Below are 23,025 nucleotides of genomic sequence, written 5' to 3' on the forward strand. Positions count from 1 at the left end.
ATTTATTTCCCGATAGTCATTTAGCGATAGTCGATGGAGAAAACAGCAATACCGTCTGCAGTGCCACCCGTCGGAATCGCTTTCGTGGTTCCGACATATTTCGCCAGAAATTGCAGGGTGTTGTCAGGGCCATTCAGCGCAAAATCACCTGAATTTTTATACACAGGAATGGGGTGATTATTCATGTCAGTGATCATAATACCGACATCTTTAGCCACACCATCGTTGCCATAGCCAGAAAGCTGCAGAAGATCTTTATTTACGCTATCCGGTGTGCCGTCAAAGCGAACCTGTGCTTTGGTCACTGACTCCGGGCAATTATGCAAAGCAATGGTAAAAGGCGTTGCTGCGGACTCGCCCTGGTTTTCGAGAGATTTCGCCGAGATTGTCCCCAACTCGACTTTTAGATCCTGACTTCCGCCATCAACTTCACACGCCTGATCAAGAATGGTCCCTGTAAAGTGCACGGTTCCATCAGCCGCTACCGATTGCCCGGATATGCCACTAATAAAAGCAAAACAAACAGCCGATAACGACTTATTGAACGTATTCATTATTATATTCTCTCTGTAAAACAAATTTGCTCAGCTATATTATTTAAAAAAATGCTGGCGATCAATTTTGTTTATACTCACGCTATAAATCGAGTGAAATCGCAATATCAAACCTTGCTTTACAAATATAAAACACCATAATATCAATAACTTACAAAGAATTACTAATATTACAATATTTACTTTGATAGTTTATTTCGTCATTGTCATCGACATTATTCAGTTATATCTATCGCCCGCAACATAAATAACTCCACAAGCTATCTTAAGTGAGTTACAACCAGGAATTATAAGATTAAAAAAACCATTATTTTTTTCTTGTACACCAGTAAATACATAAACTGTAAACAGCAATAAACATGCTGTTCCTGGATATAACTTGATAATCAGAAAATGTACTCTTGTATGCTTACCCTTCTCAATGAGAATGAATCGTTATTTATAAGAATAATACAAGGTGTGGCTTAGCGTGATGTTAAAACTCAATAGGAAATAATCTGTGTGATACTATTGTAAAACAATCCATAAGGATTGAATGGGTTGGAAGGATTTGTGATAAAACGGAGAAGAATAGATTCAGGGAGGAGGAGTTTATTTCATTGAGGAAAAAGGGCGCTTTATGTCAACAAGACATCCAGAGGATAAGGTTTTTTAAAATAAAAACCTTGTACGTTCTGGACACCGCACGCTTGCAGAAGGATGAGTTGTTCTTTGGTTTCCACCCCTTCGGCAATCAATAGCACATTCATTCTTTTTGCCAGATACACCAGAGACTGAATAGTCTTTTCGAATAGCAATTTTCCGCCTTTGATACAGGCCATACTGATATCCATCTTTAAAACATTCAAATGCAAGGCTTCGAGATATTTAAGACAAATTGAATTATTACCAAAGTCATCAATGCCAAATTTGATTCCATAGTTGCTTAAAGACACTATAGTTGATTTTATACCATCATTTAAATCTTTCCCGTGCCCTTCAAGCAATTCGATAAGTAAGTCTGTGCCTTCCGGTAAGGCCTGTTGAAACTGAATCAGTTTTTCGACCAGTGTCGGGCAGGCTAACTGTTCAGCAATGATGTTCAATGAGATAAATGACGGTTCTTGATGAACATTCTGATCATGTACATAACGCCTATATCCTGAGACAATTTCCAGTAACCGCAGGGTAATCGCGTTATGATCCTCAAGAGATGTTGTTTTTTCCAGAATCGTCTCTGGTGAGGTATATCCTTCCCCATTTTTCGCTTTACGGCGCAGAAGGATCTCCAGACCTATGGGCATACCACTTTTTATATTAATGATCGGTTGAGCAAACGCGGATACTTCATCAAGGATATTATTAAACATATTATCAATCATTATTCCTGCCCCCTTTCATACGGCCCAGCAAGTTTACCTTCAGCACCAGGATAACAAAATAATAAATCAACATTATATGACGTTATAAAATAAAAAACCGTAAATTACAGACTTCATAGATTTAAATTCCAAACAATCGTTTTTTCATCCTGCTCCAATGAACCGTACTGACATTAAAAAAAACATCAAGCAACACAAAATAAAACCTTTTATTAACATTAATAACAATCACTGTAGTTTAAAAAGGAATAGTGTGGAATAAATAGAAAATGTATAATTAACGGAAATTACACTCGGGTGGGTAGAGAATGAAATATCTTATTAATAATGAGATTATCTATGAAAGCGACAGTCGACTTTTGAGTCACGCTGTCTCACCTGAAAATAATATTTTGCTGTCAGAAACGGCAGGTCGACTGTTAACGCACTTACTGGATGAACCCAATACTGTGCTTACCCGCAATAACATTATACATGATGTCTGGGATAAGTATGGTTACACTGGTTCCGGAAACAGTCTTAATCAATATATTTCGCTGCTACGCAGGAATTTTGCGCTTCTGGGCTGTAAAGAGATCATTCAGACCATCCCGAAACTGGGTTTTTCATTAAATGCCACCGTGACGCTCTGCAAGGCAGCGGAAATTCGGTCACCGGAGGATGTATGCCAAAATAAAGGCCGGCCGGTTGCTGTCGCGGCAGCGAATCTCCCGTCTAAAACGCCATGCTCCCGCTTTATGCTGGTGTGCATCTCGCTGCTTACCCTCCTCTGTGTAGCTTATCTTCTGCGTCTGTTGTTGAGCAACATGTTGTTCTCTGAACGGATTGAGAATGTTCAGCTCCATCAATTAGGCTCACTGAATGGATGTTCAGTTTTTACCACCTCGCCTTTTTCTTCGGCGTATCGTCAGACAGCCATGAATAAAATTAACCAACTGGCAGAGGGGCATTTTTCTTGTGTCGGCGGCACTTTTCTGATCTTCGATGCGGAAGACTTATATGTATTCAACTCGACAGGAAGCGCATTTTTAACTGCCTGTACATTTGAAAATAAGAATACTGAAAAGCTCACTGGCTGTAGGGATATCTATGTCAGCAACTAAAAAAAGCGTTATCTCCGTTTTTATTCTTGCCGCGATGGGTGTTATCACATTGCTCCTGCTCGTCCGTTTTCCTGTTGCTCCGGAAAAAATCAATTGTACAGCTACCGTCAAATGGATTGATTATCCTGACAAAAAGATCTTTACCGGCACGATAGTGTTTGATCTGACGCAAGGGAAGGAAGGCACAATGAATATCACTGGCCTGTTAAAAGATGGGAGTAATAATCAGACCTATCAGGTTCGCAGAGAACTCAGGATGACCTCTGAGATGGCTGCCGACAGCAAAATCGCCATCAACATCAGCAAAGTGCATGCTCATCTTTCTGATAATGTGCCAAATCAGCTCTTTAACCAGTATTTGATCGATACCACAGCACGCACTCTCCTCCTGGGGTTTAAAAAATTGCATAACGCATGGCTTATTAGTACGCCATATACGGCGGCGATAATGTGCGTCAATCCGAATTAATTTCCCCCTGCGTTATCACCATCCGAACGCAGAAAACCCGCCAACAGGCGGGTTCTGATGGATACAGGTATCCTATCCCTTCACCACTATCAACGGTTCAATATCGCTCTCTTTTTTGATCACCAGCGATTCGTCACCCCGCAGACAGGTGCCGCCGTAGTTTCCGCCGACGGTAAAGGTGCATACCTGAATATATTTACCGGCGACGTTTGGCAGACACCACAACTGCTGGTAAATATTCTTCTGTTCCGCAAATTTCCCGCTGGTTTTATCCAGTAGCTCTTCCTGATGGCTGACCAGGTCGATATTGCTTCCACAGCGCCCGGCAATCGGTTTTACCGCATAACCGGTTTGCGCCAGTTCATCATTAACGATGAAATCGGTATCCAGCAGGTAGCGGTGGTGCGGGAAGAGTTGCCACAGAATTGGCAGAATCGCTTTGTTACCGGGAATCACTGTCCACAGCGGCTCAAAGACCAGTACTTCCGGGCGCAGTAGCACATCAATCAGCCGTACGTCCTGGTGGGTATGTCCAGTACGAATCGGCACGGCGGCATATTCAGTTTCACTGACTTCGCGCACCTGCTCAATCGCCGTTTCCCACGCCCAGGTTTTCCAGACGCAGTTCACCAGACGTCCGTCACCGTCAATGAGTTGTCCGGCATCGTCCCAGCGCAGTTCATCCAGCCCACGCAGGATCTTGCTTTCAAACCCGGCCTGATGCAGCGCCTGCTGCATAAACTGGGCATGATAGTTTTCCTCAATATCCTTATCCTGCATGATGTGCACAAAATGACGCGCGTGACTGTGTTTCCAGGCTCCTGCCAGCTCGTTAATCAACCCTTCTGCCGGGTTGTGCCCCTGCCCTTTATAGCCCTGCTCCGCCCAGCGCTCGAGGATCAGCCCCGCTTCGGTATGACACGACGCGGAATCGGCGTTGTATTCGTACACCTTCAGCCCACGCTCATCCATACAAAAATCCATACGACCGGTGATCATATGGTGGCGGCGACGTTGCCAGGAGAGACGCAAACGGGGCCAGAGGATTTTGGGAATATCGAACAGCGCCAGCAGGTTGTCGTCTTTCAGCACCTTGTCAGTGGCGTGCAGATACATCAGATGCAGCTCGTTGGTCGCTTTAATCAGCTCCTGTTCGGCAGTTTCTGTCATTGTGAAATACTGATACGGATCCTGATTGATTACGTGACCATTCGCCGCAATATAGGCTTTCTGCAGTGGATCCTGCTCGTCCAGCCACTTGCCGTCAAACTGTCCCTTTTCTTCCAGTCTTGCCGCGCCAATCTTCAGCGAGTCATTGGCAATCTCCGGCTGCGGCAGACTGTGTTCGGTCTCGTCGGTCTGGATCATCCAGCCCAGAATGGTGGTGTCGTCGAAGGTATCTTTCAGGGTATAGCAGCCATTTTCCACCACCATCTCCAGCTCACGCGTCCACTGCTGTCCGGGAGGTAGCGGTGTGTGAATCACGTTCTGCTCGGCAATGCGGATTTTGTTTTCCAGCAGCTGAGTAATAATCGCGACGTGGCCGGTGTCTTTAAATTCACCGCCTTTCTGCCAAATCAACAACGCTCCGGCGACCGGCGCGCGGGGTGAACCGTTCGGAAACGCCTGCAACGGCAAAATGTTGTCGTTCACCACTTCGCGCAAGAAACGCAGCGAGAATATCTCCCACGCCATACCGACATCGGTGAACACCGCACCATAATTCAGGAAGAGGAAACGGCGTGCGAATTCAACGCACTGCCATTTGTGGCCCATATATTCATTGTCGATATAGCTACGAAATGCAGCATCATCGTCATAGTCCCGTGGGTCTAGGGAGCTGTAATCTGAAGAATAGATCGCTACACCGCCGGGGGCATAGCCCAGTAATGTCCCGAATGGGGCATCCTGACTGGTCGTTCCTTTGCTCATGCACCTTACCTCAAAACTATACCGCTGAGCAGCGTCTGCTTGCCTGCTCTACATCGCCATCCATCATACACCTCAACGCAGCGGGAGCGCGCGCAACAACAAAAATTAGCCAGGCGTAAATGTGCCAATCTGTTAAAGGTCCGGATGGCGACCTGCTACACTGCTTCAACACAACCACTCAGAAGGCAGGTCAACATGTCAGATAACACTTATCAGCCCGCGAAAGTCTGGACGTGGGAAAAATCCAGCGGCGGCGCGTTCGCCAACATCAACCGTCCGATCTCCGGTCCAACGCACGACAAAACGCTGCCCATCGGTAAGCATCCGCTTCAGCTCTATTCGCTGGGCACGCCGAACGGTCAGAAAGTCACCATCATGCTGGAAGAACTGCTGGCGCAGGGAGTGAGCGGTGCGGAGTACGATGCCTGGCTGATCCGCATTGGCGAAGGAGATCAGTTCTCCAGCGGCTTTGTAGAGGTTAACCCGAACTCGAAGATCCCGGCATTACGCGATCATTCGCAGAATCCGCCGGTGCGCGTGTTTGAGTCGGGATCGATCCTGCTGTATCTGGCGGAAAAGTTTGGCTATTTCCTGCCGCAGGATCGAGCAAAACGCACAGAAACCCTGAACTGGCTGTTCTGGCTCCAGGGCGCTGCGCCCTTCCTCGGCGGCGGTTTTGGCCACTTCTATCACTACGCGCCGGTGAAGATTGAGTACGCGATCAACCGCTTTACGATGGAAGCCAAACGCCTGCTGGACGTGCTGGATAAGCAGCTGGCGAATAACGCTTACGTGGCGGGCGATGAGTACACTATTGCCGATATGGCTATCTGGCCGTGGTTTGGCAACGTGGTGCTGGGCAATGTGTACGACGCGGCAGAATTTCTTGACGCGAGCAGCTACAAAAATGTGCAGCGCTGGGCGAAAACGATCGCTGAACGCCCGGCGGTTAAGCGTGGGCGAATTGTGAATCGTACCAACGGGCCGCTAAACGAGCAGCTCCATGAACGTCATGACGCCGGTGACTTCGAGACAAACACCGAAGATAAGCGTCAGGCATAAACGAGAAAAATGCCGGATATCACCTGTCCGGCATACATTATCAGGCGCTGGTCACATCGTACTCCATACGGCGTAGCGCATCCAGCGTGGCTTTGGCTTCTTCTTCATCGATGATGCTCATCGCAAACCCCACATGCACCAATACCCACTGCCCGACCAGTTCTGCAGGACTACCCTCACAGATCAGCGCAATATTCACATCACGCTTGATGCCGCATACTTCAACCTGCGCAAGCTGGTGAATATCTTCACCGACGGCCAGAACCTGGCCCGGAACGCCTATACACATATCTGACTCCGCCCCATGTCACATCATGGGTTATTCAACTTCAATACTTTTCACTTTCAGCGAATCGCCGGTATCAACGCGCAGTCGGTCGCCATGACAACGCGGGCACTGCGCATCATGTCGGATGATTTCAACCGCCTGGCTACAATCCCAGCACCATGCCTGCGCCGGCTTGTAATCGATGTGCAATTCACAACCTTGCGCCACCGTCCCCTGGCAGACAATGTCAAAACTAAAACGTACCGCGCTTTCTTCGACACAAGACAGCGCGCCAATCTCCAGCCACACGCCGGTGACGCGCTCTACACCATGCTGCTCAGCCTGCTGTTGAATGATTTCAACCGCACTCTGGCAAAGAGACAGCTCATGCATTCTGCAAACCCCGACGCCCGAACAGCAGCGCGCGACGACTTGTCTGCGGCGCATCCGGATCGCTGACCGGCAGTGACAGTAACATCCGTGCGCAGTCATCGGCCAGACGCACACCCTCTTGCGCAGACAGACTGTGGTTGAGCGGCGACATCAGGGAGCAGGACAGGTACTGCGATACGCCATCCAGCTCACCCACCGTGAACGTCATCGTGCCGTACGGCAGACGCAACCCAAGCTTTTCACTGACTTTGCGCACCGGCCAGAGCTGGTCTGGCCCCGGGAAAATCAATGCACTCAGCATCCACGGCGTAATCACACATCCCGTCCACTGCCCTTCAAACAGCGTAAAATCAGAGACATATACCGGCATATCAGGATGCAGAAAAGACAGATCATGCATTGAACGCTGCGCAATCGCTTCAAACGCAGCCTGAACCTGTGCTTTCGGAGCAGTCTGGAACCCGGAAATCTCCTCAGACATGAGCCGCCTCCCGTGGGATCGCTTCAACGCCCGACTCACGCAGCGCAGCCAGAACCTGCGCAAGCGCAGGTTCAATCATCGCTTCCACCGTTGGCGTCAAGCCAATATTCGGCTCCAGTGATTCCGGAATGACGCCAATCAGCGTCAGTTTTTTCGGAAACTCACCGGTGAAGCGAAGGGCCGACAAAACGTCGGCCAGGCCCAGTTGATGCGGGGAAATTTTGTTAGTAAACAGCGCCGGTACTTCATCATCCCGCAGGATCATGAGGGTACCTGGTGCATTTTTTTTCGACACAATGGCGTCTGCGATGATCAGATGATCCCGGTTCGCCATGTCGCCGAGCAACTCCATACCCGCCGTGCCGCCATCGAGGATTTCGACGAAATCCGGTAATTCATATCGCTGCTCTAAGGCTTCAACGATACGAACGCCGATGGCTTCATCGGTCAGCAAAATATTGCCAACCCCTAAGACTAAAATCCGCATTACAGAACCTTCACAGAGACAACTTCGTTCCCGTCAGCGTCAACAACGTGCACTGCGCACGCCATGCAGGGGTCGAAGGAGTGAATAGTACGTACCACTTCCAGCGGTTTTTCCGGATCGGCAATCGGCGTACCTACCAGCGACTGTTCGTACGGACCGACGTCATCATTGAAGTTACGCGGACCGGAGTTCCAGGTTGATGGTACTACCGCCTGGTAGTTGCTGATAATGCCGTCTTTAATCACCATCCAGTGAGAGAGCATTCCACGCGGCGCTTCAAGGAAACCAACGCCTTTAAATTCGCCCGTTGCCGGAATATTTGGTTTCACGAACGTGGTGTGGTCACCTTTGCCGATATTGGCAATCAGCGCACTGTACTGATTCTGTAGGATACCCTGCAGTTCACAGCAGTGAACGGTACGACCAATAATGCGACCCAGCGTAGAGTGCAACTGTGCCACTTCCAGCGTTTTACCCGTCAGCTTCTGATAAATCGCAATGATTTCATTCAGTTTCGCCTTCGTGGCCTCACGTCCGGACGCCAGCTTAACCAGCATGTTTGCCAGCGGTCCCACTTCGACGGTTTTACCGTAGAACGTTGGGGATTTCACCCATGAATATTTGCCATCATCTGACCAGCCGTTATATTCCGGAATGGTCGTCCCCTCCCACGGTGCCTGCGGAGCTTCGTCTTTATACCAGGCGTGTTTGGCGCTCTCCTGAATCCCTTTGATCAGGTATTCGTCGGAGTGAGAGGAGATCGGGCGATAGCTCGACAGATCCGCATTTTCGATATAACCACCAGGGAACAGGAAGCTACCGTTCTTACCGTCTGTCGGGAATTCCGGCGCAGCCAGATAGTTAACCGCCCCTTTACCATGTTCCAGCCAGTCCGGGTAGAACGCGGCAATCACCGCGGTATCCACCTTGTAAACCTGTTCAACAAAGTCGCTCAGTTTGTCGATGAAGGACTTGATGTACATCAGGCGTTCCAGGTTCAGTACGCCCAGGCCATCGAGATTGATCGGGTTGGCAACCCCCCCCACCGCCAGGTTCTGGATGTGCGGTGTTTTACCGCCCAGCAGTGCCACCACGCGGTTGGCATCACGCTGACATTCCAGCGCCTGCAGGTAGTGAGCAACGGCGATCAGGTTCACTTCCGGCGGCAGTTTCATCGCCGGGTGTCCCCAGTAACCGTTGGCGAAAATTCCCAACTGGCCGCTGGCAACCAGATCTTTGATCTTATTCTGAACCTTCGTGAACTCTTCCGCGCTGTTCAGATGCCATGTCGACACGCCGTTCAGCATCGCTGACGCTTTTGCCGGATCGGCTTTCAGCGCAGAAGTAATATCCACCCAGTCCAGCGCCGAAAGCTGGTAGAAGTGAACGATATGGTCATGAGTGGTATGCGCCGACAGAATGATGTTACGGATATACTGAGCGTTAACCGGAACGTCAATATTCAGCGCGCTTTCTGCCGCACGAACCGAGGCGATCGCGTGCGTTGTCGTACAAACGCCGCAAATACGCTGCACAATCATCCACGCGTCACGCGGATCGCGATTCTTCACGATCTCTTCCATACCGCGCCACATGGTGCCAGAGGCCCATGCTTTTGAAACAACGCCGTTCTCGATTTCGCAATCGATACGTAAGTGCCCCTCAATACGGGTTACAGGATCAATAGTAATTCTCTGGCTCATGCTTTGCTCGCCTCATGACGATTGTGATCGTTTTGTTTTAAAGGAGGAAGTATCGGCAGTAGACGAATGAGTACGATGTAAGCGCAAATCTCAATAGCCACAAAACCAATAGAAATCAACAGTTCTTCCCAGGTCGGGAAGTAGTGGTAGCCGCCGCCTGGATTAAATGCCACCAGCGAATAGGACAGACGCCATGCAGCACAACCTAACAGCGCACTCAGCGCAGACAGGTACAGCATACGGGAGTCATTACGCAGTTTCGCCACGCGCAGCACTACTATCGGGAAGACCATCAGCACGACTTCAAGCCAGAACATGGCTGAGTAGAAATCGCCGGCAAAGGCATACGATAGCTTGTCCCGGTAAATCAGCTCACCAAAGCGCAGCACGACAAAGATCGCCAGCATCACGCTGATGGTGTTCGTCAACTTGATGAACAGGTTCTTCTCATCCGGCCCGTTTCCTCTCAGGCCAGCCTGAACCAGCGAGCCTTCAAAGATGACAATCGAGAAGCCCATAATAAAGGCGGTCAATACCGAGAACAGCGGCAGCATTTCATAGCTTTGCCACAGCGGATGCACCTTGTAGCCTGCTGAGATCATCAGCGACCCCATTGAGGACTGGTGCATGGTCGGTAACAGCGCGCCGAGGGCGATGATGAAGAACATCAGCTTATTCAGGCGTTTCAGCGACACCTTCCAGCCCAGACGTTCAAACAACGCAGGGGCAAACTCCAGCGCCATCACCCCAATGTAGATGGTCATACAGACCGCCGTCTCGAACAGCACCGAGTTCACGTTAAAGTGACCCGGAATGTAGAAGTACGGCAGGTTCCAGTAACGACCCACGTCAATGGTGATCGACAGGCCCCCCAGAGAATAACCAAAGAGGCTCGCCAGCAGCGCCGGACGTACCAGCGGATGGTATTGTCCCCGGTTGAAGACATATACCGCCCACGCCAGCGCCCAACCGCCACAGGCAAAGCCGGTGCCGATTAACAGGTCAAAGGCAATCCAGACGCCCCACGGAAAACCGCCGTTCAGATCGGAGACTGACCCCAATCCAAATACCAGACGCTTCACGATCAGGAGCATACAGAGGATGATTAACGGTCCGAAGATGATGACCGGTTTGCTGATAATTTTGCCGCCCAGCGGTTTAGGATCATGACTCATGATCGTCTCCTCCGTCGTGATGGTCGTTTTTGGTATTACGACGAACCAGCACGGTCAAGCCCGCCAGCACGGCCAGTGGTAGCATCATGCCTTTATACAGGGTGTGTTGAACATGTTCGGAACGCGCGCCGGTTGAAATCTCATCCAGCTTCGGCAAATCCAGATTCTCGTAAGGCACCCCGGTCAGTACCAACACCTGAGTCCCACCGCCCTCTTTTTCACCGTAAAGATGCGGATAGTACTTCGGCACGGTATGCACGTAGGTATCGCCCGTTTTCAGGGTTTGACGCGGATAGTGGTATTCGCTACCAGGCTTCAGCGCCAGGCGTTTTTGCGCCTCGGCCATCAACTCTTCGCGGGTACCAAAAATGACCGCTCCGGCAGGACAAACCTCAACACAGCCCGGCAAGCCGCCCTTATCGAGACGCTCAACGCCTTTCTGGTTACACAGTTCACATTTGTGAAGCGCACCAAACGGGTTGTTGTAGTCATACTTCGGCACGTTGTACGGACAGGCAACCATGCAGTAACGGCAGCCGGTACAGACGTCTTTGTTGTAATGAACGATGCCGGTTTTCGGATCTTTTTTCAGTGCGGATACCGGGCAGACAGAGACGCAGTTGGGATCGACGCAGTGCATACACTGTTTCTTGATGTATGCATAGCCGTTCTCTTCCTGATCTTTATTCACGCCTGTACCGCTGCGCCACACCTGAATGATGTTGTTGGTATACGGTGACAGCTTGTCGTTGTTCGACCAGGTCTGCGCCCCTTCAGGGTTACGCATCGGGAAGTTGATATCCTGACACTTGGTCACACAGGCCTGACAGCCCACGCACAGTGTCGAGTCATACAACATGCCCAGAGAACCGGGGATGGGCGGGCGATTTTCTGCAGCCGCGTGGCTGATAGACGGCGCAGCGCCTAACAGCAACGCCCCGCCGGAGGCTGCTTTGATAAAGTTACGTCTGTTCACGGTTATTCTCCCCGTGAGTCAGCGTTATCTTTCTTTTGCTGACGCCCCAGTTCACGAACTGCCATGACGCTGACACCGGCCACCAGACCGACAACGCCGCCAAGCAACCCGATAGCGCCGGCAGAAATGTTGCCGCCCTCTTTCATATTCACATCAGGTTTTTCGGAGCGTGGTGTCTGATTTTCCACATGAGCAAGTTGGTGAATGCCCTTATGGAAACCAACGCCTTCTTCGTTGCAGCCGTAGCACGGGTGACCAATCGCCACCGGCCATACGCCGCCAACATCGCAGAATTGCAGTGTGGAGCAATTGCCCCAGGTTTCTGGCCCTTTGCAGCCAAGGTGGTAGAGGCACCAGCCTTCGCGGTGACCTTCATCGCCGTACTCTTTCGCGAAGCGACCGGCATCGAAGTGCGGGCGACGTTCGCAGTGTTCGTGAATCAGACGTCCGTAGGCGAAGGTCGGACGGTTTTTCGCATCCAGCTTCGGCGGCTTGCCCCAGGTGATGATATGGGCGACGGTCGCCAGGAAGTTATGCGGGTTCGGCGGACAACCAGGAATATTGATGATGGTTTTACCTGGGAGCACTTCCTGCAGGCCAACCGCGCCGGTCGGGTTCACGCCAGCAGCGGCGACGCCGCCCCATGCAGCACAGGAACCAATAGCGATAATCGCTGCCGCGCCTTCTGCCGCTTTGCGGATATGATCCACAATCGGCTCACCGGCAACCATGCAGTAAATACCGTTATCTTTTAAGGGGATGGAACCATCAACAACCAACACATACTGCCCTTTATACTTCTCAAGCGCATTGTGTTTGTTTTCTTCAACCTGGTGGCCGAAAGCGGCGGAAAGTACCTCATGATATTCCAGAGAGATGGTCTCCAGAACAAGGTTTTCTACCGTGGGGTGGGTCGCGCGAAGGAGGGATTCGGTACAGCCCGTGCATTCCTGAGCACCAATCCAGACAACCGGTGGGCGCTGCGGACGGGATACCGATTCAGCCATTTCGGCGGCGGCTTTGCTACTGAGCCCCATCGTGGCGGCGAGAGCTGCACAAAGCTTCATGAAATCACGACGGTTTACGCCATGGGAATTAATGAGAGTGTTATCTCCAGTCATTTTATAGTTATTCCGTTACGAAGACCTGGCTCTTATTTTGCACCAACCACAAATCCGTAACTGCGATCGGTGCGCCATTTACCACACTTTTGTTATGGTTATGTAGCCTATAATACTGCGCGGGAATAATAAAACGAAGGGAATGACGGCTAGTGTAAGTAATTAAAGCAAGATAATACCCCCTTTAGATCAACCTTCGAGTCGATAACCGGCCATAAAAAATCGAATTGTGGTGCTGGATTGATTTTCGCGGAAGAAGTCCATCACCATCTCTTTATCCAGGCCGTAACGGCGCGTCAGGATCCCCGCTTCCCAGGCGCTGAGTTGCCTGTCACCGGTTTTTTCAAACATGCGATGCGAGAAACCTAATACGAAGCCGCGTTTATAATCCGAACAAAAATCCGCTACATTACGGGCGCTGTCAGCCTGCGTGGCGCTTAATCCCGCCATCAGACCCTTACCAAAATGATTGCTCATGACCCCTCCCTAATCGCTATATATGAAATTATATAGCGATCTTTTAAACAAAGGCCAGAGGGTTCAGCGACTTTTTTACCGTCCCTTAAAACGCCACCCACTCATTGCCTGACGCTGCGGTTGCCGGGCGTTGTTGACCGGCGGAAGCCGCACGTTTGGCGGGGAGATTGGGTGTGTCATCTTGCGACAACCGGAACTGTTGTACGGAACGTTGTAAATCTTCCGTTTGCCTTTCCAGCGCAGCGGCGGCGGCGGAAACCTGCTCCACCAGCGCGGCGTTTTGCTGCGTAACGCCATCCATCTGGGTAATCGCGACGCCGACCTGTGAAATCCCTTTGCTCTGTTCTTCAGACGCCGAGGCAATTTGCTTCATGATGGTGTCGACTTCCGTCACGCCGCGCAGGATCGCCTCCATCGTTGAACCGGTATCCTTCACCAGCGCCGCGCCATGGTCGACTCGACGAACAGATTCGGCAATGAGTGTTTCAATCTCTTTTGCCGCGTTTGCACTGCGGCTTGCCAGATTACGCACTTCACCTGCGACGACGGCAAATCCACGTCCTTGCTCACCCGCACGCGCCGCTTCGACCGCAGCGTTCAATGCAAGAATGTTGGTCTGAAAAGCAATGCTATTGATGACGGTCGTAATTTCCGCAATCTGCTTCGAGCTGGCGGAAATCCCGTCCATGGTCTCGACGACTTCAGACACCAGCGAACCGCCTTTTCCTGCTGTGCGCGATGCCGAATCAGCCAGAAGACTTGCCTGACGGGCGTTATCCGCATTCAGTTTCACCGTTGCGGTAAGCTGCTCCATGCTGGCAGCAGTCTCTTCCAGCGCCGCGGCCTGCTCTTCCGTTCGTGATGAAAGATCGTTGTTGCCGCTGGAGATTTCAGTGGCGCCGCGCCAGATATTGTCGCTGCCAGAACGGATCGTGTTTACCGCATCGCGCAGGCTGTCCTGCATTGCCCGTAATAAAGGCACGAGCTGGCCGACGCAGTTGCGCCCAATATCGTCAATCGGCTGACTGAGATCGCCCTGGGCAATCTGACGAAACTGTTGCCGGATCCGCGCCAGAGGTTTCACCAGCATAGTCACCAGATAGCGATCGGTGAAGAAGAGGATCGCAATACCCAGGATCACCGCTCCGATGATCAGCGTACGGATGATCGACGTTTTGCCATCCACCATCACGCGGGTTTGATCAAGCATCACACCCGCAGCGTTATTAAAACGTTCCGCATTAGCACCAAATGCCCGGCTCAATACTGGCGTCACGTTGTTTGCCTGTTCGCTCCAGGCAGTCTGGGTACCCTGCTGTGCCAGTTGCATTTGCGGCGTGACGCCCTTATCGAGCAGATCCTGCCAGCTTGCCAGCACAGCGCCAGAAACCTCGGGATCCATCGGGCCCGGTGACAGGTTTTTCATCTCTTGCAGTTTTTTGCTCATGTTATCCAGCGCCTGCTGCACAGGAGCGAAATCCGGCGTACCGCCGCTGGCTTTCAGTTCCATCGCGCGACTGAGTCGGGTAACAAAGCGGAAATACTGATCGTTGCCCTGGCTGAGCACCGTCATCTGACGAACAAGATGGCGATCGACTTCGTTGCCTTCAGCGACACGGGAAAGAGACCAGGTGCTGTACAAACCCACACCCACCCACATTAAACAGAAAATACCCAGGATCGTCAGCATGACGACACGAATAGTGAAATTACGCAGTATGTGCATATATGTTCCTTGCCGTTAGAGATAAGTCGCCTGTAGGCGAGTCTTAATCTCGTTATCGGCAAAGAACGAAGAATATATACTGACTTTTATTTTTTTTACTTTCATAAACAATATCCCCGCTCCTTATATTCCTATAATTAGCAATGAAAAACACCGGGAATATTACCTAACGAATGATTATCCTGTTATTTATGATAAATATTTTTCAAACCATGCCAGCGTTCTTTGCCAGGCCAGTTCAGCAGCGGCCTGGTCATATCGTGGCGTCGAGTCATTATGAAAGCCATGATTCACGCCGGGATAAATATAAGCCTCATAAACTTTATTATTCTCTTTCAATGCAGCTTCATACACCGGCCAGCCTTCATTGATATTTTTATCCAGCTCCGCGTAATGCAGCAGTATCGGTGCTTTTATCTTCGGCACATCAGTTGCAGGAGGCTGGCGGCCATAAAACGGCACCGCACATGACAGTTCCGGATAGGCCACGGCAGCGGCATTTGAGACGCCGCCACCGTAGCAAAACCCGGTGATCCCCACTTTTCCACTGGCGTCAGGGTGTTGTTTCATAAATTCGACGGCGGCAAAAAAATCATTCATCAACATCGTCGGATCCACTTTCTGCTGCAAAGCTTTCCCTTCTTCATCGTTTCCAGGATAGCCTCCTGCCGAGCTTAAACCATCGGGCGCCAGCGCAATGTAACCCGCTTTTGCTACCCGCCTTGCGACATCCTCAATATAGGGATTCAACCCCCGGTTCTCATGCACCACGACTACAGCAGGCACTTTGCCCGTCACTTTAGCCGGTTTCACTAAATAACCCCGCACGGTGCCATGGCCGTTTGGCGATGGATAGCGAATATACTCAGGCAAAATATCGGGATCGGTAAATTTCACCTGTTCCGCCAGCGCGTAGTCAGGCTTGAGCATATTGAACAACGCAAGCGCCGTCACCCCGCCAACGGCGTACTTTGCCGCGAGATTAAGGAACTCTCGTTTCGAGATTTTTCCGTGTGCGTAGTAGTCGTAATAATCAAGCAATTCTTGCGGAAAATCTTTGGCTGTCAGACGCGTCATCGCATATTTCCGGGATTTGTGATTTTATAAGCATAGAATGAAAACGCTGTTTCGAAAATTCATCACAAGAAAGGAGACATCATGTCCTGGAACGCCTCCCCCGATCGCTATGAGAATATGCAGTACCGCTACTGCGGTAAAAGTGGCCTCCGACTGCCTGCGCTATCGCTCGGTCTGTGGCACAGCTTCGGTCACGTTCAGACTCTCGACTCGCAGCGAGCGCTGTTGCGAAAAGCCTTTGATTTAGGGATCACCCACTTTGATTTAGCCAACAACTACGGGCCGCCTCCGGGTAGCGCGGAAGAAAATTTCGGTCGCCTGCTGCGCGAAGACTTTGCGCAGTATCGTGATGAACTGATTATCTCGACGAAAGCGGGCTATGACATGTGGCCTGGCCCCTATGGTTCCGGCGGCTCGCGTAAATATTTGCTCGCCAGTCTCGATCAAAGCCTGAAGCGTATGGGTCTGGATTACGTCGATATTTTCTATTCTCACCGCGTGGATGAAAACACGCCGATGGAAGAAACGGCCTCCGCACTGGCTTACGCCGTGCAAAGTGGTAAAGCGCTGTATGTCGGTATTTCGTCTTACTCGCCGGAACGGACGCAAAAAATGGCTGAGCTATTGCGCGAGTGGAAGATCCCGCTGCTTATCCATCAACCTTCTTACAACCTGCTGAACCGCTGGGTTGATAAGAGCGGTTTGCTGGATACGTTAAAAGCCAACGGCGTGGGCTGCATCGCCTTTACGCCGCTGGCACAGGGACTGCTCACCGGGAAGTATTTGAACGGCATCCCGGACGGTTCACGTATGCAGCGCGAAGGGAAGAAGGTACGTGGTCTGACGGAAAATATGCTGACGGAAGCGAACCTCAATAGCCTGCGTCTGCTTAATGAGATGGCGCAGCAGCGCGGTCAGTCAATGGCGCAAATGGCGCTCAGTTGGCTGTTGAAAGACGATCGCGTCACGTCCGTACTGATTGGCGCAAGCCGCCCGGAGCAACTGGAAGAAAACGTTCAGGCGTTGAAAAATCTGTCGTTCACCGCAGAAGAGCTGACGCAGATTGATAAGCATGTCGCTGACGGTGGACTGAATCTCTGGCAGGCATCATCCGATAAGTAACGTTCAGTGCCGGGTAGCGACAGCGGCTACCCGGTCTGTTCAGTCAGTGTTTATGGCGGGTTAACCTGTCGAGATAGCCCATCACAAACGCCGACAATACGAAGGTGAGATGGATAATGACGTACCACATCAGCTTGTTATCCGGCACGTTCTTCGCATCCATAAAGACGCGCAGCAGATGAATGGAAGAGATGGCGACAATCGAGGCCGCCACTTTGTTTTTCAGTGAGGTCGCATCCATCTTCCCCAGCCAGTTCAGCTTTTCCCGTCCCTCAGAGATATCCAGTTGCGAAACGAAATTCTCATAGCCGGAAAACATCACCATCACCAGCAGTCCGCCGACAAGGGTCATATCTACCAGCGACAGCAGCACCAGAATCAGATCAGCTTCTGCCATCGAAAAGATATTGGGCAGCACATGAAAAATTTCCTGAAAGAATTTCAGCGCCAGCGCAACCAATGCCAGGGACAAACCAAAGTATACCGGTGCCAGCAGCCAGCGAGACGCATACATGACGTTTTCGAGAAAGCGTTCCATAAATTCCTGTGATGTTGCAAAAACCGAGCGACAGTATATCCCAACTGTGCAACATCAGATCAACATCCCCCTCAAACTTCGTCAGGATTGATCCACGGACGCTGATACTCAGGCCACACCAGCGCCACCAGGGACGGATACGCTTCGACGCTAAACTCCCGGAAGCACTGGCGTAAGTTCAACACGTCAAGATCGGAATGCGGGACTTTCTCACCGTTGAGGCAGCGCTTTTTTATCGTGTCGTAGTATTTGTACACCGCTGAGTTGAGATCGCTGCAACGCCGTTGAGCATCAAACAGCCCTGGCGTGTCATTCAATTGCGCCATCGTCATGCGTTTTATTGTTGCGTGAAGGAAATCAATATATTCGTGATTGACGCGCCAGTACCATACCGGTGTAATAGCATTCATCAGCGCGGAAAAATGATCCTCTCCCTCTTCTTTAGTCAGCGGTACTGATTGAGTCGCAGAGGCCAGTTCTTCAGCGCTGCGCGGTTTATTAAACTCGCGCATTAATAAAAGCACGCCGCCGGTCAGCAATAGCAAGGTAATGACAGAATAAAAAATACTGTTCATAGAATGACTCCATTTTTTTTGATTCTAAAATTAGCCCATGTTATTGTCAACGCGACCTGCCAAATAAAAATAACTATTCATTTGATATTAAAGGATATTGTGACATGCTGCCTGAGCACCTTGTCCCACCACGTTTTCATCTGTCAGCCGCAGGTCAGACGAAAGAAACAGCCGAAAATAATGACAATTTCACTCAAGGCAAAACAACCCTCAGCGATTATGAAGCCGATGTCTTAATGAGTACGACCGCCACCGGACAATCTAAAAATATTCTACTCGAAGAACGTGATCGTCATTTTAAAGAACGGCTTGAGCGAGTGGCGAAAATTGAGACTTTCGCTCGAGTTATTAATGCGTTACAGGCTGAAGGCGATATCGATGCCCAAACCTTAAGTAAAATAATCACTGAAATGACCACACATATAAATGAAAACGGTAATGATATTTGGCTTAATTTAATTACCCGGGAGAAAGATTCGCCCCTTTTCTATTCTCTGGACGATGAACCATGATTAAAGATGTTGAAGATAATAATGTCTATTTGGCTTTAGATGAAAATAAAAGCGATCAATTTATCTTAAAGCAGAATCTTGCCGCGCTCATCGCCAATAAAAATGCGGTCCTTGAAAGCGTGGCGCAAGAAGTGACCTCCATTCCTGCGGCGCTGGTTCGTCTGAAATGGCAGAACCGACGGGAAATTTACGCGCTTCAGGTGAAGGAAGAGATTTATGGCGCGGCGATCAACGCCATTATCAAACAGAACCCAGCGCTGAGTGACAAAATCATGGCGCGACTGGAGAGCGCCTGGCAGCATTTGCTGGCCCGTGAGACCGCTACGCTGCGACTGACGCGCAAACTGGCCGAAGGAAACACTGGCACGATGACCATCACCACCGTTGCGCTCAATGAACGCCAGGTATAATCCCGGCGTGACGACAATAAAAAAGCCGGGTAGCGATAACGCCTTACCCGGCTTTACTTCTCATTGTGCCCGTAGCGACAACAATTATTTCGCTTTCGCGACCTCTTCGCCGACCAGACCGATCTTCAGATAACCCGCCTGATGCAGCGTGTCCATCACCTTCATCAGGGTTTCATAGTCGACGGTTTTATCCGCACGGAAGAAGATCGTGGTGTCTTTCTTCCCGTCGGTTAACGCATTCAGTTCTGCCACCATGGTCTCGTCCGTCACCGGATCGTTACCAATAAACATGCTGTTGTCCGCTTTGACCGACAGATAAACCGGTTTTTCCGGGCGCGGTTGCGGCGTACTGGAGGAGGCTGGCAGATTGACCTTCACATCCACTGTCGCCAGCGGCGCAGCCACCATAAAGATGATCAGCAGTACCAGCATGACGTCGATAAATGGCGTCACGTTGATTTCATGCATTTCACCGTTATCGTCCAGATTTTCATTAAGACGCATTGCCATGAAACATTACCCTACACGTAATTTCTGCGCGGTACGTACCGGATGGGCAGATGCGCTAGCATCCAGATCCAGGTCACGGCTTTGCAACAACAGCACCTGTGCTGCCACATCACCCAGCATCGCTTTAAGACCGCCAATCTGACGGGCAAAGATGTTATAAATAACCACGGCGGGAATGGCCGCAACCAGACCGATGGCTGTCGCCAGCAGCGCTTCTGCAATACCTGGCGCAACGACGGCGAGGTTAGTGGTTTGCGTTTGTGCAATCCCGATAAAGCTGTTCATGATGCCCCAGACCGTACCGAACAGACCGACAAAGGGTGAAATCGCCCCGATGGTCGCCAGGTAACCATTTCCGCGCCCCATATGACGTCCCGCCGCCGCAACGCGACGCTCCAGACGAAAACCGGTACGCTCTTTAATCCCTTCGTTGTCTTCACTGCCCTGAGACAGTTCCAGTTCGTTCTGTGCTTCATTGAGCAATTGGGTGCTTAAGCTTTTAGCACCAAAGTTTGCTGCGATATCGCTTGCCTGATCCAGAGAGCGGGCTTCCGCCAACAGTTGCTGTTCGCGCTTAAGCCGGCGCTTCTGGGAAAAGAACTCAACGCTCTTACTGAAGAAGATAGCCCAGGTGACCACTGACGCCAGAATCAGACCAATCATCACGCACTTAACCACGATATCGGCGTGCTGATACATACCCCAGACGGAAAGATCCGTCTGCATCAAATTATTACCCACTCTGTATCTCCAGGACGCAAATCACAAAATCTGAGCGTAATAATATCAAAACGACGTCGAATTGATAGTCGTTCTCATTACTATTTACATAGTGCCGCACCTTCGGTTTCTTTTCCTTGCGCTTACGCAGTAAAACGTCACGGGAGGCGATTTTGATAAAATATTGTGCTTTATCCTATTCCTGAGGATGCGCATTTTTTCATTCGTGGTAGTTTAGACGTCCAGACGTATAAAAACAGGAAGCACACTATGGCAGATAAGCAACTGGACACAAAACTGGTCAGCGCGGGACGCAGTAAAAAATACACACTGGGCTCAGTGAACAGCGTGATCCAGCGCGCCTCGTCGTTGGTTTTTGAAACGGTCGAAGCTAAAAAACACGCCACCCGCAATCGCGCCAACGGCGAATTGTTTTATGGCCGTCGCGGCACATTAACCCATTTCTCGTTACAGGAAGCGATGTGCGAACTCGAAGGCGGTGCCGGTTGCGCGCTCTTCCCCTGCGGTGCTGCCGCCGTTGCGAACACCATTCTGGCATTTGTCGAACAGGGCGATCACGTGCTGATGACCAACACGGCCTATGAGCCGAGCCAGGATTTCTGTACCAAAATCCTTGGCAAACTGGGCGTAACCACTGGCTGGTTCGATCCGCTGGTCGGTGCTGACATTGTTAAACATCTTCAGCCCAACACCAAAGTCGTTTTCCTCGAGTCGCCGGGATCCGTGACCATGGAAGTCCACGACGTCCCGGCGATTGTCGCCGCCGTCCGACGCGTTACGCCGGACGCCATCATTATGATCGATAACACCTGGGCGGCGGGTGTGTTGTTTAAAGCCCTCGACTTCGGCGTTGATATCTCAATTCAGGCCGGAACCAAGTACCTGATTGGTCACTCCGATGCGATGGCTGGTACCGCCGTTTCGAACGCCCGCTGCTGGGATCGGTTGCGTGAGAATGCCTATCTGATGGGGCAAATGGTCGATGCCGATACGGCTTATATGACCAGCCGCGGGCTGCGCACCCTGGGCGTGCGTCTGCGTCAGCATCATGAAAGCAGTCTGAAGGTGGCCGAATGGCTGGCAGCGCATCCGCAGGTTGCCCGCGTGAATCATCCGGCGTTACCGGGCAGTAAAGGGCACGAATTCTGGAAACGTGACTTTACAGGAAGCAGCGGCTTGTTCTCGTTTGTGCTGAACAAAAAGCTCAATAATGACGAACTGTCCGCTTATCTGGATCACTTCAACCTCTTCAGCATGGCCTATTCATGGGGCGGTTTTGAGTCGCTGATTCTGGCCAATCAGCCTGAACAAATTGCAGAAATTCGCCCGCAAGGGGGTGTGGATTTCAGCGGCACACTGATTCGTCTCCACATTGGTTTAGAGAATGTTGACGATCTGATTGCAGATTTAGCCGCCGGATTTTCTCGCCTCGTGTAAAATTGACGCCCATGGACATCAGTGCAGACACGTTGAACAAAATTGTCTGCATTAGTTGCGCCCGGGATCAAGGCATCCCGGGCTGTTCAGGAGTACAATAGGTTCATTAAGGCGTAAACGCTGTTCCACAGGAAAGTCCATGGCTGTCATTCAAGATATTATCGCTGCGCTCTGGCAACATGATTTTGCCGCGCTGGCGGACCCACACGTTGTTAGCGTCGTCTACTTTGTGATGTTCGCCACGTTGTTTTTAGAGAATGGCCTGTTACCGGCTTCATTTTTACCTGGCGATAGTCTGCTGTTACTGGCGGGTGCATTAGTCGCGCAGGGCGTCATGAGCTTTATCCCGACCCTGATCATTCTGACAACAGCAGCCAGCCTCGGCTGTTGGCTGAGTTATATTCAGGGACGCTGGCTGGGCAATACGCGAACGGTAAAAGGCTGGCTGGCGCAACTTCCGGCGAAATACCACCAGCGTGCGACCTGTATGTTTGACCGCCACGGACTGCTGGCGCTGCTGGCAGGACGTTTTCTGGCGTTCGTGCGCACGCTGCTGCCAACCATGGCGGGGATTTCCGGCCTCTCTAACCGCCGCTTCCAGTTTTTTAACTGGTTGAGCGGGTTGCTGTGGGTCGGTGTGGTCACCAGCTTTGGCTATGCGCTTAGCATGATCCCGTTTGTGAAGCGCCATGAAGATCAGGTCATGACCTTCCTGATGATCCTGCCCATTTTCCTGCTGGCAGCAGGGTTGATCGGCACGGTTGTAGTCGTGATTAAGAAGAAATACTGCAGCGCCTGACCTGAATCCAGCCGGA

General features: G+C 50.9%; 26 protein-coding genes. 8 read left to right on the top strand and 18 right to left on the bottom strand.

Annotated elements, in window-relative coordinates:
* Positions 1-20: 20 nt before the first annotated feature.
* Together KE671_RS11140 and KE671_RS11145 are read right to left on the bottom strand one after the other, a co-directional pair.
* Entirely contained in the window at positions 21-554 is a 534-nt protein-coding gene (locus tag KE671_RS11140) for a fimbrial protein (protein WP_206163009.1), read from the bottom strand.
* A gap of 617 nt (positions 555-1,171) precedes the next feature.
* Positions 1,172-1,915: an EAL domain-containing protein gene (locus KE671_RS11145; protein WP_206163010.1), complete on the bottom strand. Its 744-nt coding sequence runs from the start codon at positions 1,913-1,915 to the stop codon at positions 1,172-1,174.
* 308 nt (positions 1,916-2,223) lie between these two features.
* Here KE671_RS11145 and KE671_RS11150 point away from each other — a divergent pair, with 308 nt between their 5' ends.
* Both KE671_RS11150 and KE671_RS11155 read left to right on the top strand, forming a co-directional pair.
* Positions 2,224-3,018, top strand: a complete 795-nt coding sequence (locus tag KE671_RS11150; protein ID WP_206163011.1) for a winged helix-turn-helix domain-containing protein — start codon at positions 2,224-2,226, stop codon at positions 3,016-3,018.
* A complete protein-coding gene (locus KE671_RS11155) occupies positions 3,005-3,487 on the top strand; it encodes a hypothetical protein (RefSeq protein WP_206163012.1) in 483 nt (160 codons plus the stop codon). Before KE671_RS11150 ends, KE671_RS11155 begins: the two co-directional genes overlap by 14 nt.
* 72 nt (positions 3,488-3,559) lie before the next feature.
* On the opposite strand, the gene gss is transcribed toward KE671_RS11155, so the two are convergent.
* Complete coding sequence (gene gss, locus KE671_RS11160) at positions 3,560-5,419, bottom strand: bifunctional glutathionylspermidine amidase/synthase (RefSeq protein WP_206163013.1); 1,860 nt, start codon at positions 5,417-5,419, stop codon at positions 3,560-3,562.
* A 195-nt stretch (positions 5,420-5,614) separates the two neighbouring features.
* Here gss and yghU point away from each other — a divergent pair, with 195 nt between their 5' ends.
* Positions 5,615-6,481: a glutathione-dependent disulfide-bond oxidoreductase gene (gene yghU, locus KE671_RS11165; RefSeq protein ID WP_206163014.1), complete on the top strand. Its 867-nt coding sequence runs from the start codon at positions 5,615-5,617 to the stop codon at positions 6,479-6,481.
* Positions 6,482-6,521: 40 nt separating this feature from the next.
* On the opposite strand, the gene hybG is transcribed toward yghU, so the two are convergent.
* From hybG to yghX, 11 genes are all read right to left on the bottom strand, one after another.
* Complete coding sequence (gene hybG / locus KE671_RS11170; RefSeq protein ID WP_042998137.1) at positions 6,522-6,770, bottom strand: hydrogenase maturation factor HybG; 249 nt, start codon at positions 6,768-6,770, stop codon at positions 6,522-6,524.
* 30 nt (positions 6,771-6,800) lie between these two features.
* Complete coding sequence (gene hypA / locus KE671_RS11175; RefSeq protein ID WP_206163015.1) at positions 6,801-7,142, bottom strand: hydrogenase maturation nickel metallochaperone HypA; 342 nt, start codon at positions 7,140-7,142, stop codon at positions 6,801-6,803.
* The gene (gene hybE / locus KE671_RS11180; RefSeq protein WP_061076305.1) at positions 7,135-7,623 is read right to left on the bottom strand and encodes a hydrogenase-2 assembly chaperone; all 489 of its coding nucleotides are present in this window, start codon (positions 7,621-7,623) and stop codon (positions 7,135-7,137) included. The genes hypA and hybE overlap by 8 nt, the downstream gene beginning before the upstream one ends.
* Positions 7,616-8,110, bottom strand: coding sequence for a HyaD/HybD family hydrogenase maturation endopeptidase (locus KE671_RS11185; RefSeq protein WP_206163016.1), 495 nt, complete (start codon positions 8,108-8,110; stop codon positions 7,616-7,618). Before KE671_RS11185 ends, hybE begins: the two co-directional genes overlap by 8 nt.
* On the bottom strand, positions 8,110-9,813 hold the full coding sequence (gene hybC, locus KE671_RS11190) for a hydrogenase 2 large subunit (protein ID WP_061076303.1): 1,704 nt from the start codon (positions 9,811-9,813) through the stop codon (positions 8,110-8,112). Before hybC ends, KE671_RS11185 begins: the two co-directional genes overlap by 1 nt.
* Positions 9,810-10,988, bottom strand: coding sequence for a Ni/Fe-hydrogenase cytochrome b subunit (gene hybB / locus KE671_RS11195; RefSeq protein WP_152406024.1), 1,179 nt, complete (start codon positions 10,986-10,988; stop codon positions 9,810-9,812). The genes hybC and hybB overlap by 4 nt, the downstream gene beginning before the upstream one ends.
* Positions 10,978-11,964, bottom strand: a complete 987-nt coding sequence (hybA, locus tag KE671_RS11200; RefSeq protein WP_206163017.1) for a hydrogenase 2 operon protein HybA — start codon at positions 11,962-11,964, stop codon at positions 10,978-10,980. Before hybA ends, hybB begins: the two co-directional genes overlap by 11 nt.
* A gap of 2 nt (positions 11,965-11,966) precedes the next feature.
* Complete coding sequence (gene hybO, locus KE671_RS11205) at positions 11,967-13,085, bottom strand: hydrogenase 2 small subunit (protein ID WP_206163018.1); 1,119 nt, start codon at positions 13,083-13,085, stop codon at positions 11,967-11,969.
* 189 nt (positions 13,086-13,274) lie between these two features.
* Positions 13,275-13,562, bottom strand: a complete 288-nt coding sequence (locus KE671_RS11210; RefSeq protein WP_206163019.1) for a DUF2623 family protein — start codon at positions 13,560-13,562, stop codon at positions 13,275-13,277.
* Between the two features lie 85 nt (positions 13,563-13,647).
* Entirely contained in the window at positions 13,648-15,288 is a 1,641-nt protein-coding gene (locus KE671_RS11215; protein ID WP_206163020.1) for a methyl-accepting chemotaxis protein, read from the bottom strand.
* A gap of 189 nt (positions 15,289-15,477) precedes the next feature.
* Positions 15,478-16,365, bottom strand: a complete 888-nt coding sequence (gene yghX / locus KE671_RS11220) for a YghX family hydrolase (RefSeq protein ID WP_206163021.1) — start codon at positions 16,363-16,365, stop codon at positions 15,478-15,480.
* An 81-nt stretch (positions 16,366-16,446) separates the two neighbouring features.
* Here yghX and KE671_RS11225 point away from each other — a divergent pair, with 81 nt between their 5' ends.
* Positions 16,447-17,487 carry an aldo/keto reductase gene (locus tag KE671_RS11225; protein WP_206163022.1) on the top strand — a complete coding sequence of 347 codons (1,041 nt, stop codon included), beginning with the start codon at positions 16,447-16,449 and terminating at the stop codon, positions 17,485-17,487.
* 43 nt (positions 17,488-17,530) lie between these two features.
* On the opposite strand, the gene KE671_RS11230 is transcribed toward KE671_RS11225, so the two are convergent.
* Both KE671_RS11230 and KE671_RS11235 read right to left on the bottom strand, forming a co-directional pair.
* A complete protein-coding gene (locus KE671_RS11230) occupies positions 17,531-18,025 on the bottom strand; it encodes a TIGR00645 family protein (protein WP_206163023.1) in 495 nt (164 codons plus the stop codon).
* A 71-nt stretch (positions 18,026-18,096) separates the two neighbouring features.
* A complete protein-coding gene (locus KE671_RS11235; RefSeq protein WP_206163024.1) occupies positions 18,097-18,600 on the bottom strand; it encodes an ESA_00282 family adhesion-associated protein in 504 nt (167 codons plus the stop codon).
* Positions 18,601-18,704: 104 nt separating this feature from the next.
* Here KE671_RS11235 and KE671_RS11240 point away from each other — a divergent pair, with 104 nt between their 5' ends.
* Both KE671_RS11240 and KE671_RS11245 read left to right on the top strand, forming a co-directional pair.
* Positions 18,705-19,112, top strand: a complete 408-nt coding sequence (locus KE671_RS11240; protein ID WP_206163025.1) for a hypothetical protein — start codon at positions 18,705-18,707, stop codon at positions 19,110-19,112.
* The gene (locus KE671_RS11245) at positions 19,112-19,522 is read left to right on the top strand and encodes a cytoplasmic protein (protein WP_206163239.1); all 411 of its coding nucleotides are present in this window, start codon (positions 19,112-19,114) and stop codon (positions 19,520-19,522) included. Before KE671_RS11240 ends, KE671_RS11245 begins: the two co-directional genes overlap by 1 nt.
* 84 nt (positions 19,523-19,606) lie before the next feature.
* Here the strand turns inward: KE671_RS11245 and exbD are convergent, their stop codons facing one another.
* Positions 19,607-20,032 carry a TonB system transport protein ExbD gene (exbD, locus tag KE671_RS11250; RefSeq protein ID WP_206163026.1) on the bottom strand — a complete coding sequence of 142 codons (426 nt, stop codon included), beginning with the start codon at positions 20,030-20,032 and terminating at the stop codon, positions 19,607-19,609.
* Between the two features lie 6 nt (positions 20,033-20,038).
* A complete protein-coding gene (gene exbB / locus KE671_RS11255) occupies positions 20,039-20,773 on the bottom strand; it encodes a tol-pal system-associated acyl-CoA thioesterase (protein WP_042324209.1) in 735 nt (244 codons plus the stop codon).
* 249 nt (positions 20,774-21,022) lie between these two features.
* On the opposite strand from exbB, the gene metC reads away from it, so the two are divergent.
* Both metC and yghB read left to right on the top strand, forming a co-directional pair.
* Positions 21,023-22,210, top strand: a complete 1,188-nt coding sequence (gene metC / locus KE671_RS11260) for a cystathionine beta-lyase (RefSeq protein ID WP_206163027.1) — start codon at positions 21,023-21,025, stop codon at positions 22,208-22,210.
* 139 nt (positions 22,211-22,349) lie between these two features.
* Complete coding sequence (gene yghB, locus KE671_RS11265) at positions 22,350-23,009, top strand: DedA family general envelope maintenance protein YghB (RefSeq protein ID WP_206163028.1); 660 nt, start codon at positions 22,350-22,352, stop codon at positions 23,007-23,009.
* The last annotated feature ends 16 nt before the right edge of the window (positions 23,010-23,025 follow it).

The sequence above is a fragment of the Citrobacter amalonaticus genome, assembly GCF_018252635.1.
GTDB lineage: Bacteria > Pseudomonadota > Gammaproteobacteria > Enterobacterales > Enterobacteriaceae > Citrobacter_A > Citrobacter_A amalonaticus_E.